The sequence below is a fragment of the Endozoicomonas arenosclerae genome, assembly GCF_001562015.1.
GTDB classification, from domain to species: domain Bacteria; phylum Pseudomonadota; class Gammaproteobacteria; order Pseudomonadales; family Endozoicomonadaceae; genus Endozoicomonas_A; species Endozoicomonas_A arenosclerae.
In genome coordinates, this window is the sequence record NZ_LASA01000033.1 from 34,612 (window position 1) to 47,193 (window position 12,582).

General features: G+C 48.3%; 13 protein-coding genes. 10 read left to right on the forward strand and 3 right to left on the reverse strand.

Going from position 1 to position 12,582, the window contains the following annotated elements; genetic code table 11:
• Window positions 1-135: 135 nt before the first annotated feature.
• The 10 genes from WG89_RS02370 to WG89_RS02415 all read left to right on the forward strand — a co-directional run bounded on the left by WG89_RS02370 (window position 136) and on the right by WG89_RS02415 (window position 8,752).
• Window positions 136-1,038: a LysR substrate-binding domain-containing protein gene (locus tag WG89_RS02370; RefSeq protein ID WP_062260744.1), complete on the forward strand. Its 903-nt coding sequence runs from the start codon at window positions 136-138 to the stop codon at window positions 1,036-1,038.
• 283 nt (window positions 1,039-1,321) lie between these two features.
• Window positions 1,322-1,756 carry an ATP synthase subunit I gene (locus WG89_RS02375; protein ID WP_062260746.1) on the forward strand — a complete coding sequence of 145 codons (435 nt, stop codon included), beginning with the start codon at window positions 1,322-1,324 and terminating at the stop codon, window positions 1,754-1,756.
• A gap of 54 nt (window positions 1,757-1,810) precedes the next feature.
• The gene (gene atpB, locus WG89_RS02380) at window positions 1,811-2,692 is read left to right on the forward strand and encodes a F0F1 ATP synthase subunit A (protein WP_062260748.1); all 882 of its coding nucleotides are present in this window, start codon (window positions 1,811-1,813) and stop codon (window positions 2,690-2,692) included.
• 172 nt (window positions 2,693-2,864) lie between these two features.
• On the forward strand, window positions 2,865-3,119 hold the full coding sequence (gene atpE, locus WG89_RS02385) for a F0F1 ATP synthase subunit C (protein ID WP_034840208.1): 255 nt from the start codon (window positions 2,865-2,867) through the stop codon (window positions 3,117-3,119).
• A 191-nt stretch (window positions 3,120-3,310) separates the two neighbouring features.
• On the forward strand, window positions 3,311-3,781 hold the full coding sequence (locus WG89_RS02390) for a F0F1 ATP synthase subunit B (protein ID WP_062260750.1): 471 nt from the start codon (window positions 3,311-3,313) through the stop codon (window positions 3,779-3,781).
• A gap of 13 nt (window positions 3,782-3,794) precedes the next feature.
• Window positions 3,795-4,328 (forward strand): F0F1 ATP synthase subunit delta, encoded by a 534-nt coding sequence (locus tag WG89_RS02395; RefSeq protein ID WP_216638419.1) that lies wholly within the window; start codon window positions 3,795-3,797, stop codon window positions 4,326-4,328.
• A 23-nt stretch (window positions 4,329-4,351) separates the two neighbouring features.
• Window positions 4,352-5,893 carry a F0F1 ATP synthase subunit alpha gene (gene atpA / locus WG89_RS02400; RefSeq protein WP_062260753.1) on the forward strand — a complete coding sequence of 514 codons (1,542 nt, stop codon included), beginning with the start codon at window positions 4,352-4,354 and terminating at the stop codon, window positions 5,891-5,893.
• A gap of 60 nt (window positions 5,894-5,953) precedes the next feature.
• Window positions 5,954-6,814, forward strand: a complete 861-nt coding sequence (gene atpG / locus WG89_RS02405; RefSeq protein WP_062260755.1) for a F0F1 ATP synthase subunit gamma — start codon at window positions 5,954-5,956, stop codon at window positions 6,812-6,814.
• Between the two features lie 25 nt (window positions 6,815-6,839).
• A complete protein-coding gene (gene atpD / locus WG89_RS02410) occupies window positions 6,840-8,216 on the forward strand; it encodes a F0F1 ATP synthase subunit beta (RefSeq protein WP_062260758.1) in 1,377 nt (458 codons plus the stop codon).
• Window positions 8,217-8,326: 110 nt separating this feature from the next.
• Entirely contained in the window at window positions 8,327-8,752 is a 426-nt protein-coding gene (locus tag WG89_RS02415; protein ID WP_062260759.1) for a F0F1 ATP synthase subunit epsilon, read from the forward strand.
• A 92-nt stretch (window positions 8,753-8,844) separates the two neighbouring features.
• Here WG89_RS02415 and WG89_RS02420 read toward each other — a convergent pair whose 3' ends face one another.
• The 3 genes from WG89_RS02420 to WG89_RS02430 all read right to left on the reverse strand — a co-directional run bounded on the left by WG89_RS02420 (window position 8,845) and on the right by WG89_RS02430 (window position 11,956).
• On the reverse strand, window positions 8,845-9,807 hold the full coding sequence (locus WG89_RS02420; protein WP_153301381.1) for a hypothetical protein: 963 nt from the start codon (window positions 9,805-9,807) through the stop codon (window positions 8,845-8,847).
• Window positions 9,800-11,314, reverse strand: coding sequence for an anthrax toxin-like adenylyl cyclase domain-containing protein (locus tag WG89_RS02425; protein ID WP_062260763.1), 1,515 nt, complete (start codon window positions 11,312-11,314; stop codon window positions 9,800-9,802). Before WG89_RS02425 ends, WG89_RS02420 begins: the two co-directional genes overlap by 8 nt.
• Before the next feature lie 72 nt (window positions 11,315-11,386).
• Window positions 11,387-11,956 carry a PhnA domain-containing protein gene (locus tag WG89_RS02430; RefSeq protein ID WP_062260765.1) on the reverse strand — a complete coding sequence of 190 codons (570 nt, stop codon included), beginning with the start codon at window positions 11,954-11,956 and terminating at the stop codon, window positions 11,387-11,389.
• Window positions 11,957-12,582: the final 626 nt, after the last annotated feature.

Here is a 12,582-nt window from a genome sequence, read left to right on the forward strand (position 1 = left end):
TTAAAAATCAATAATTTATGCAAGAGATATAAGAGTCTTTTATGTCTCTTGAGATTGGTTTCAATCGCCCTTAATCTATGCCACCCCAAGGTCGTATCGTATCTTTCGAGTTGGCAATTGATAGCGGAGCAGTAAATGCATATCACATTGAGACAGCTTGAGATATTCAAGGCGGTCGCCCAGTCCGGCAGAGTCACAGCCGCAGCAGAGTCTCTTTTTATTTCTCAGCCTGCTGCCAGTATGGCTCTGTCAGAGCTTGAAAAGCATTTGGGTCCATTGTTTGACCGACATGCTGGCGCCTCCATGACCTTGAACGACTCTGGACGAGCATTACTGCCAATGGCCGCAGAGCTGATTGATCGGGCTCATGAAATAGAAACTCAGTTTATCGAGGACAGTTGTTACGAGCAGGGGACTCTCAAGATTCATGCGAGTTCTACCATCGGAAACAACCTTATGCCCCGTATTTTGGGAGACTTCTTCAGGGAGTTCCCTCATATCAGGGCTGAGCTGGCTGTTGATAATACAAGGAGTATCCAGCAGAGATTGCTAGCCATGGAAATTGACATGGCGGTTGTCGAAGGCAGTTGCCTGCACCCGGATATTGAAGTGATTCCCTGGCGTGAAGATGAACTTGTAATCATTTGTCACCCAGATCACCCAATGGCTGGAAAGACTGTCGATCTTGATGCACTCAAAGATGAAGAGTGGGTATTGAGAGAGTCAGGTTCAGGGACTCGAGAGCTTTTTGATGAAGTAGTGGCGACACGTTTGTGCACTCCCAATGTCATTATGAGTTTGAACCGGGCCGAGGCAGTCAAGCAGGCAGTGATGGAAGGGCTGGGAATTGGTTGCATTTCTAACCTGGCGATATGGCGAGCCAAGAAAGCGGGTCTGGTATCTACGATCCAGATAAAAGACCTGGCACTGAATCGTCATTTTTATCTGTTACTAAACAGGAAAAAGTACCGAAGCGGAGTGATCAAGAAAGTCTCAGAATTCATTTTGGGCTGGGAAGACAAGCTTTTAATCAGTTAACTATTAAGTGTAATTGTTTGAGAGTCGCGGGATGTTCGTATTCCGCAGTCGTATAAGCGCTACCCCTTAAGATATTAGTTGAACGTAGGTGCATGTCACTAGTATACTTGCGCGCGCCGGAGGGGTGAAAAAAGTTCTAAGATTTTCAGTCGTGTGAAGTTTTGTCATCTGATGTTTCACCGTCTTCACACACCGCAAAGGCTGAAACCCCTGCTAGTTTCTGAGGGGGCGGATTAAGACTTACTCAGGCCTGACTTGGTTGTCAGGCCAGGCACAGGAATCTATGTCTGTAGTAAAGGCGTGGAAAAGCAAAAGTGAAGTGATGTTCAAAACTGGTGTTGGGGAAAAGTACCCACATTTGCAACAGCCACGAATGCATCGTGTTGTCGTTGCCCAGCTGTTGGCTACAGTATGTTTGTCGCTGCTTTTGTTACCTTTGGGTAAGTTTTACGCTATATCCGCTCTGTCAGGTGGTTTGGCATGCAGTATCCCCAATGCTTTTCTGGTCTGGAGAGCGTTTCGTTATCGGGGAGCCAGTGCAGCACAGAAAATAGCCAGGTCTTTTTACCAGGGTGAAGCTGGGAAGTTTGTTTTAACTGTCCTTGCGTTCATTCTGATTTTTACACTGGTACCGTCAATTGAGCCTTTGGCGTTATTCGGTGCTTTTGCTTTGATTCAGGCGGTAAACTGGCTGACCCCCTTGCTCATAAAGAGTTGACGCCAGTTTACTGACGACAGATTTATACAATGATGATGGTGTACGGGAAAATTCATGGCGACTACTGCATCTGAGTACATAGGTCACCACCTGCAGAATCTTACATACGGTAAGCTGCCAGCAGGTTTTGAACGTGTCGATAATTACGGTAAAGAACTGGGTGTTCTGTCGGAAGACACCTGGACCTTTGCTAAAACCGCTGCTGAAGCTAAAGAGATGGGCTTCTGGGCGTTTCATGTAGACAGTTTGTTCTGGTCTGTTCTGCTGGGTGTAGTGTTTGTCACTATTTTCCGCATGGTTGCCAGACGCGCATCTACAGGCGTTCCGGGCGGTATGCAAAACCTGGTCGAAATGGTTGTTGAGTTTGTTGATGGCAGTGTGAAAGACACCTTCCATGGCAAGAACAATCTGATCGCACCTCTGGCTCTGACTATCTTCTGTTGGGTTTTCTTCATGAACCTGATGGACTTGATTCCAGTAGACTGGATTCCAGGTCTGGCTACAGCAGTAGGCATTCCATACATGAAGATTGTACCAAGTACGGATCCTAACATTACACTGGGTCTGTCTCTGTCTGTCTTCATGCTGATCATCTTCTACTCCATCAAAGTGAAAGGTATTGGCGGATTCCTCGGTGAGTTAACACTGCATCCGTTCAACAGCCCGAATAAAGCTATTCAGGCTCTGCTGATTCCGATCAACTTCCTGCTGGAGTTCGTTACCCTGATCGCCAAGCCTATCTCTCTGGCTCTGCGTCTCTTCGGTAACATGTATGCAGGTGAGCTTATCTTCATCCTGATTGCTCTGGTGGGCTATGCTCAGTTGCCATTGCACTTCGGTTGGGCTGTATTCCACATTCTGGTAGTGACACTGCAGGCATTCATCTTCATGATGCTGACCATTGTTTACCTGAGTCTGGCTCACGAAGATCACTGATCGAATGAATGGCCGCGAGGTCATGAGCAGTTACTTGCACTGAGTGGGTAACTGTTCAAAAAAGAGTTCAAAAAATTTGGGTTGCAGCCAAGTCTGATTGAAAAACTGCAACCCGGATCAAAGCAAAACTTACTGATTTTATCTAAAAAATCGACATAGGTCGGGAGGAAATATGGATCTGGTAGTTGGTCTGACCGCAGTTGCAGTAGCTCTACTGATTGGCTTCGGTGCACTGGGTACTGCTATTGGTTTTGGTCTGCTGGGCGGAAAGTTCCTGGAAGGTGCTGCTCGTCAGCCTGAAATGGTTCCAATGCTGCAGGTTAAAATGTTCATCGTTGCTGGTCTGCTTGACGCTGTAACCATGATCGGTGTGGGTATTGCCCTGTTCTTCACCTTCGCTAACCCATTCGTAGCCCTGGTGCAGTAAAAGCTGCAGTTTAGTGCCCGGCTAGGTGTTGCAGTACGGCCGGTTACTTATTGAGTAACGCTTTATAAGTAACCAGAGTCGGAACAAAAGCCGAAGCAAAACCCGGTCCAGTAGTCGCACTGATATTTCATAGTCGCACAAGACTGTACTGTCGGGTTTGAAACAAAACAACTGGAGCATTTGGAGTTCGCATGAATATCAATGCAACTATCATTGGTCAGACAATCGCTTTCGCTGTCTTTGTCTGGTTCTGCATGAAGTATGTATGGCCACCCATCATGCAGGCCCTTAATGACCGTAAGAAACAAATCGCTGACGGACTGGACGCTGCAGCTCGTGGTCAGAAAGAGCTTGAACTGGCTCAGGAAAAAGTCCGCGAAGAACTGCGTGAAGCTCGTGAAAAGGCTCAGGAAATCATTGAGCTGGCTAATAAGCGTTCTGCACAGATCGTTGATGAAGCCAAAGAGCAGGCTCGTGAAGAGGCTGATCGCATCAAAGTCGCTGCACAGGCTGACATTGAGCAGGAAACCAACAGAGCTCGCGAAGTTCTGCGTACCCAGGTTGCAGCTCTGGCTGTAGCGGGTGCTGAGCGTATTCTGGGTGAGAACCTGGATGAGTCTGCTAACAGCCGTCTGGTTGATGACCTGGTTGCGGAACTCTAATAGGGGATAGATCATGGAATTAACCACATGTGCCCGTCCCTATGCCAAGGCCGCCTTCAAGATAGCAAAAGAGCATGACCAATTGTGTGAATGGTCTCAGATGCTAACTTTATGTGCGAGCGTTTCCAGGCGTGAGGCTGTGGGCAGGATGCTTAAAGACCCGTCCACCACTGGGGACATGAAGGCAGACGCCTTTATCAAACTGTGCGAAGGCAGCCTTACGGTTGAAGTCGAGAATTACATTCGGATCCTAACGAATAAAAAACGCATTTTTCTGCTTCCCCAGATCGACGCGATCTTCGAGCAGATGAAGGCACAAGATCAGAGTTATCAGGATGTAGTCGTTACTTCCGCTTTCCCGCTGTCCGATGAACAGCAGGACAAGATCGCGGAGAAGGTTGAAAAACGTCTTGGTCGCTCAGTACGAATGCATACACAGGTAGATAACTACCTGATCGGCGGCGTCATCGTGAAAGCTGGAGACCTCGTTATCGACGGTAGTGTCCGCTCACGCTTGACTAAGCTTGCCGATGCGATGATTTCATAGTTACAAGGTTTGGCAGGTAAGCTATGCAACTGAATCCTTCCGAGGTCAGTGACATTATCAAGAGCCGTATAGAGCAACTTGATGTGTCCAGTGAAGCCCGCAATGAGGGCTCCATCGTCAGTGTAACTGACGGTATTGTTCGTATACACGGTCTTGCAGACGTTATGTACGGGGAAATGATTAAATTCCCCGGCGGTGTATACGGTATGGCGTTGAACCTGGAGCAAGACTCCGTCGGCGCCGTTGTATTAGGTGATTACAGTCAGCTGGCCGAAGGCCAGACTGTTCAGTGCACCGGACGAATTCTTGAAGTACCTGTAGGCAGGCAGTTGCTGGGACGTGTTGTCGACGCATTGGGTAACCCAATCGATGGCAAAGGTCCTGTTGAAGCTACCGAAACCGCTCCAATCGAAAAAGTAGCGCCCGGCGTTATTGCTCGTCAGTCTGTTGATGAGCCGATTCAAACAGGTTACAAGTCCGTTGACGCCATGGTTCCTGTTGGTCGTGGTCAGCGTGAGCTGATCATCGGTGACCGTCAGACCGGTAAGACCGCTCTGGCCATCGACGCGATCATCAACCAGAAAGGCACCGGCATCAAGTGTGTGTACGTAGCGATTGGCCAGAAGCAATCTTCTATTGCCAACGTAGTACGCAAGCTGGAAGAACACGGCGCTATGGAACACACCATTGTTGTGGCTGCGGGTGCTTCTGATCCTGCTTCCATGCAGTTCCTGGCTCCTTTCGCCGGTTGCACCATGGGTGAATTCTTCCGTGATCTGGGTGAAGACGCCCTGATCGTATACGATGACTTGACCAAGCAAGCCTGGGCCTATCGTCAGATTTCCCTGCTGCTGCGTCGTCCACCGGGTCGTGAAGCTTACCCGGGTGACGTTTTCTACTTGCACTCCCGTCTGCTGGAGCGTGCTGCTCGAGTTAACGCTGAGCACATTGAAAACCTCACTAACGGTGAAGTGAAAGGCCAGACAGGTTCCCTGACCGCTCTGCCTATCATCGAAACCCAGGCAGGTGACGTATCTGCATTCGTACCGACCAACGTAATCTCTATTACTGACGGTCAGATCTTCCTGGAAACAGACCTGTTCAACGCCGGTATCCGTCCTGCGATGAACGCCGGTATCTCTGTATCCCGTGTAGGTGGTGCTGCTCAGACCAAGATCATCAAAAAGCTTGGCGGTGGTATCCGTCTGGCGCTGGCTCAGTATCGTGAACTGCAGGCGTTTGCCCAGTTTGCTTCTGACCTGGATGAAGCTACCCGTAAGCAGCTTGAGCACGGTCAGCGTGTTACTGAACTGATGAAACAGAAGCAGTACGCGCCAATGTCTGTTGCCGACATGGGTGTTGTCATCTATGCCGCTGAAAAAGGCTACCTGGAAGACGTTGAGCTGAACAAGATCCTGGACTTTGAAGCTGCTCTGTTGAGCTTTGTGAACTCTGAATTCAGTGAGCTGATGGCTCGCATCAATGAATCTGGAGATTACAACGGTGAAATTGAAGAGGGTATCAAAGGGGCCATTGAGAAGTTCAAGGCCACCCAGTCCTGGTAACAGGCTCATGGTTGACGGCTGCCTGCCTCGGTAGCCGTCAACGGTAGCTGAGGAAACACAATGGCAGGCGCAAAAGAGATCCGGACGCAGATATCGTCCATCAAAGGTACGCAGAAGATCACCAGCGCCATGGAAATGGTGGCGGCGAGTAAGATGCGTAAAGCTCAGGAGCGGAGAGAAACCAGCCGCCCTTATGCTGAACGTATCCGTCAGGTCGTAGGGCATGTAGCTCACGCCAATGCCGAGTACAAGCACACCTTCATGACAGAACGTGAGGTGAAGCGTGTCGGTTTTATCATCGTTTCCACGGATCGAGGCCTCTGTGGAGGTCTGAACATCAACCTGTTCAAGAAAACCATTGAGAGTATGACTCAATGGAAAGATCAGGGTGCTGAGATAGATCTTTGCCTGATCGGCAGCAAGGCAGTTGGATTTTTCCGTAGTTACGGCGGGAACGTCGTGGCAGCCACAACCCATATTGGTGACTCACCCAACATTGCTGATCTGATCGGTGGTGTAAAGGTGATGCTGGACAAGTACGAAAACGGTGAAATTGACCGCCTGTACGTTGTTCACAACCGCTTCGTCAACACCATGACCCAGTCTCCCGAGGTATTGCAGTTGTTGCCTCTGGTCCCCGATGAAGATGAGTCACTGAAAAGACCCTGGGACTACATTTACGAACCTGATGCCAAAGAGTTGCTCGATGGCCTGTTAGTCAGGTATATCGAATCCCAGGTATTCCAGGCAGTAGTTGAAAACAACGCCTGTGAGCAGGCCGCGCGAATGATTGCGATGAAGAACGCAACCGATAACGCCGGCAACCTGATCGATGAGCTTCAGTTGGTATACAACAAGGCCCGTCAGGCTGCAATCACACAGGAACTGTCCGAAATCGTCAGTGGCGCAGCGGCTGTATAAAAGATTAAAGGGTAGAGGAAAGGCTATGAGTAGCGGTCGTATCTTACAAATCATCGGCGCCGTCGTTGACGTCGAATTCCCAAGGGAAAGTGTTCCCAAAGTCTACGACGCTCTGAACGTCGAAGGCAAAGAACTGGTACTGGAAGTTCAGCAGCAGCTGGGTGACGGTATCGTTCGTACCATCGCCATGGGTTCCACCGAAGGTGTATCCCGTGGTCTGACAGTTAGCAATACCAACGAACCCATTCAGGTACCAGTAGGTACCAAGACTCTGGGTCGTATCATGGACGTACTGGGTAACCCTATCGATGAGAAGGGTCCAATCGGTGAAGAAGAGCGTGCGTCCATCCACCGTAAACCACCTTCCTATGCTGAACAGTCCGCTTCGAACGAACTGTTGGAAACCGGCATCAAGGTAATCGATCTGGTTTGCCCCTTCGCGAAAGGTGGTAAGGTCGGTCTGTTCGGTGGTGCCGGTGTAGGTAAAACCGTAAACATGATGGAGCTGATCCGTAACATCGCGATCGAGCACTCCGGTTTCTCGGTTTTCGCCGGTGTAGGTGAGCGTACTCGTGAAGGTAACGACTTCTACCACGAGATGACCGATTCCAACGTAATCGACAAAGTATCTCTGGTTTACGGTCAGATGAATGAGCCACCAGGAAACCGTCTGCGTGTAGCTCTGACCGGTCTGACCATGGCTGAGAAGTTCCGTGACGAAGGTCGTGACGTACTGCTGTTCATCGACAACATCTACCGTTACACCCTGGCGGGAACTGAAGTATCAGCTCTGCTGGGTCGTATGCCTTCTGCGGTAGGTTACCAGCCAACTCTGGCGGAAGAGATGGGTGTACTGCAGGAGCGTATTACTTCCACCAAGAAAGGTTCTATCACTTCTATCCAGGCGGTATACGTACCAGCGGATGACTTGACTGACCCGTCTCCAGCGACCACTTTCTCGCACCTTGATGCGACAGTAGTACTGAGCCGTGACATCGCTTCCAAGGGTATCTACCCAGCGATCGATCCTCTGGACTCTACTTCCCGTCAGCTGGATCCTCTGGTTATTGGTCAGGATCACTATGATGTTGCTCGTGGCGTACAGACTGTACTGCAGCGTTACAAGGAACTGAAAGACATCATCGCCATTCTGGGTATGGATGAACTGTCTGAAACTGACAAGCAGACAGTAACCCGTGCTCGTAAGATTGAGCGTTTCCTGTCTCAGCCATTCTTCGTAGCGGAAGTATTCACCGGTTCTCCAGGTAAATACGTTTCCCTGAAAGACACCATCAGTGCCTTCAAGGGCATCCTGGCTGGTGAGTATGACAACCTGCCTGAGCAGGCGTTCTACATGGTCGGCGGAATCGACGAAGCTATCGAGAAAGCCAAGTCCATGTAATGCCTGGGGCGCTCAACCTTTCTATAAGGAAGAGCGTCTCCTCACGCTAGAAATTGCTCCTGCATTTCTAGCGTACCGTCCGTGCATGGACATAACAGGAGGTGACACAAATGGCGATCACGGTTCACTGTGACATCGTTAGCGCCGAGGAGGAGATCTTCTCCGGGCTGGTAGAGATGGTTATTGCTACCGGTTCTCTGGGTGACCTGGGTATTGCCCCTGGCCACGCGCCTCTGCTGACCGATCTGAACCCAGGTCCAATCCGCCTGATCACCCAGGGTGGTGAAGAAGAGGTGTTCTACATCTCGGGTGGATTCCTGGAAGTGCAGCCTAACCAGGTTAAGGTACTGGCTGACACGGCTCTGCGTGCAGATGATATGGATGAGTTAGCTGCTGAAGAAGCCAAGAAACTGGCTGAACAGGAGCTGACAAATCAGAGCGGTGAGTTTGATTACTCCCGTGCAGCAACTCAGTTGGCTGAAGCCGCTGCCCAGCTGCGAACTCTGCAGGCGATTCGTAAGAAGCTTGGTAAATAAGCAACTTGCGTCTTATAAAAAAACCCGGTTTGTTCCGGGTTTTTTTATGTCTGATGAAAAGCTATTTACCAGCAGACTTCACTTTAAAGGTCTTAATCCCAGTCTGACGGATCACCTTCAATATTCTCGTCTGTTAACCAGAAATCTGCTTCGGATAAAGGCATGGTGCCACTCAAGTCTGCTTTTTTTGTAGTTAACCGATCTTTTGCTTCATTAAGGTGGGGCGACAGCTTGGGGCGAGCGTCTTTAGGCGGCTCCTGATCGCGATTGAAAATTCGGGGTATGACGCTTTTCATAAAAGCTTCATCATCTAATGCTTCCGATACGTCAATCGTTACTGGATTTTGACCAGTGATGACACATAGGTAGAGAAAGATATAAGCCAGGACTTCGTGGTTAGCATCAGTCGGTGGTAATTCCTTTTTAAGTAAGAGCACTGAAGAGGCGATCAGTATTGAAAGCATTTCAGGACTGTCGCAGTACGCAAGACCTTGGCTGATTTCTTTGAATAATTGATCTGGTACTTCGTGCAAATTCAGACTTTTTTTCATCTCCTTTGCATCAGTACGTTTATCGAAGAGTTTTGCCACCAGATTCTGGGTTTCAGCTTTCGAAATCAGTTGTGTACTTTTAACTTTACTGCTCTTCCCTTTCTGTTGAAGAAGCTGAATGCCAGAAGCCATGGAAAGTACTTTGAACATGGCCTCTCTTCGATCATCAATGACTTCTGGTTCAACATAGCCTTTCTCTGGAAGTGGAATGGGGGTTAGCAACGCGATGACTTCAGCCAGATTCCGATGTCGCAGTAGAATGCGACCTTTCTCAGGATTAAGAAACTGCCTGGTCTCTACTTTTTTAGCTCTTCTGGTTTTAGGTGACGGGTTTCTTGAGCTTGAAGGCGTTGTAGTTTGCTCCTGACCGACTTTAAGATCGACATCTTCTTGAATAGCCTCCAGAGTTCTTCCTTGCACCTTGTCTGACTTCTTGCGTCGTGGAGGGGGAGAGCTTTTTTGAAAGCCTATGGCTTTTTCATCCTTGGGTCCCATTCTATCCATTTTGACCTTTTCTCCCTTCAGACTTTTCTAAACTCTTCACTTTATCTCTGATGGGTTCGAGAGCCACATCCTTGAACTCATCCCATAAATTATTCATTTCAATCTTGATGCCATTGTCACGCATGGTTCTGTAGAGTCTGGATAATTCATCTTCAGTCCTGACCAGAACAGGGGTATCAGAGTAGATACCCATTTTGTTGAGCATCGATTCTGGAATGAAAACCGTTGTGGGCAGGTTGGCTTTCATATCGGTATAGGGGTTCTTGTTGTCAGTACCGTGATGCACCATAGGATTGTCTTCACGACCATATTCAAGGTTGAGAGCGTGAATGACTTCCAGTTTTCTTTTGGAATATATACCGAGAACCGGGTCGAGTTCGCCATAACGATCCTGCTGACCGAGGTCGACATCTTCATATCGGGAGTGGACAAATAGAAGGTCAAAATCAGCGGTATAAGGTAAGACCATTAGCTTTTGTTTGCTCACACCTGTGCCTGAGAAAATATCCCATTGACCATCTTCTCTGAGATGAGCTTCAAAGGGTTCTGCTGGACCGGCGCCATTACGAGGAGCTGATGTGAAAGTAAGAGCTTCTGTGTAGCCTGGGGTGGGGTGTATTGGCGTCAGGTTCTCAAGTATGCCCATTGACTCCAGCTCTCTGAGTCGCTTTTGGGATATATGAAGGTGCTCAGGTACTGCGACTTTATCAACTTCAATAGCCTTGCGATTCACCTCATTGGAATCTGCAACCTTATCAGGCTTTCCTGATAGTTTACTGAAATGCTGGTCAACAGGAATCAGGCCTGCCATAGGCCCCCAATTGGAACTCTTTCCTTTAATGGATAGAGGCTTTGATTGAAAACCTTCCTCAATCAGAGTTCGACAGATCATCTCTACCGGCCTGATGGCGATGACGACATTTTCTCGATCTGCTACTGCCTGGGTTTGTTTCAAGTAGTCAGGAGGAATGCCCTGGTTTTCATAGTTAGAAACTTTATTAAAACCAATCAGCACATTTTCACTTAATGATCCTCTACGGGAAAAGGCACGCTGGACTGAGTCTACATTAATGGCTTTTTTGGCAAGAGCTTGAAAGCTACCCCTTCGTGATTGAGGTGGGCTTTCAGGTTCTTTTTTATTCAGTACCCGGTGATCAGATTTAAGGAACGGATTCTTATCAAGGTCTATCGAACGTCGATCTACTTTTGGCTTGGGCCTGACAGGTGGAGGAGAGGCTGGAATGTTGTCGCTGTCACGGCCAGGTCTTGGTATCTGATTGTCAACTTTCTGCTTTTCTAAACTTCGCTCCCTTAATGGTTTTACCAGGAGTTGGCTGTCTGTCAGAAAAGCTTGTTTAGGTTGGAGTTTTAAATAAGCTTCTTGTACGGGGTGCAGTTCAACTTTTCTGGCAAAAGCCTGACGAATAAGGAGTTCATCAGCCTCAGTCTTTTTTGGACCGAATGAATAGTCAGTTGGATACCCGCCTGTCGTGACGCCACCAGCCATAGCCACATTCCTTGTGATTAATGCTTTAAGGATAGCCAAGTATAACCCGGATAGGGTTATAGCTATTATCTACTAGGCTTTTTTAAGGAATTTGCTCACCAGAACGATCCTTACACCATTAACCCGACCTTCTATATGTTCAGGGTTGCTGGTCAGGGATATATTTTTGACGGTGGTTCCCCGCTTGGCTGTAAAACCCGCACCTTTAACATCAAGATCTTTAATCAGAGTGACCGTATCGCCAGCTTCAAGGCGAGTACCGTTGCTATCCAATGTAGGGGCAGAATCATCATCATTAGAAAGTCCTGCCTCTGCCCACTCTTTTACCTCTTCTTCCAGATACATCATATCCAGCAGATCCTGAGCCCAGGGCTCTGATGAAAGCTGATTGAGCATACGCCATGCCATGACCTGAACAGCAGGCACCTGGCTCCACATACTGTCATTCAGACAGCGCCAGTGATTTGCATTGATGTTATTGGGCTGATCAATCTGATCAACACAAGTTGTGCAAAGCAAGAGATGACTTTCAGCAGAAGAGTCAGGTGACTCTGGTACAACATATATAGAAAGGTCTTCGTTGGAAGAGCAGAGCTCGCATTTGGAACCACTGCGTTCTTGCAGAGTGTTTTCGATAGACATATATAAGTACTGATCTTACGAAGGAAGAAGTGGGCAGCGATTATGCCCCCTTTTATAAAGGCTGACTAATCATCGTTAATTATCAGTGGGGCTTTCTATATTCCCCCAAGGCCTTGCGTAGCAAAGCCTCTAAGGTATCTCTCGCACAAAGATAGGTGTAATCCGATCTTTTCAGTAAAGCGGTTGCAGGAGTAATCTATGTACATCGATCGGGGCTGAGATGTACCGACCGGCAGCCAAGTTGTCATTGCAAGAGCAGTATATTGCAGTTGTTGGCAGATGTCTTGGTGAGTGCAGATATGCACACCTCGCTGAACGAGGTTTCTATCTTCTGGGTAGGATGTTCAGCGATGTTTTCAAGTATTTTATTTCTCTTCCTTGAAATGATCGCTTGACAACGAACGGCGCCACGGTAAGATGAGCGATCTCGCTGATCGGCGCCAACCGCTGATTCAGCCGATTAAAACCTTCCGGTTCTAATCAATGTTCTTTAAAAACATATCAGACAATTCGTGTGGGCGCTTGTGTGAATGGCATCGGTCAACAAAAGCTTCGGCTTTTGAAATGATTTAAATGCTGATCAAGCAAGCGAACATACCTGTAAATTCATGTACGTTTAATTGCAA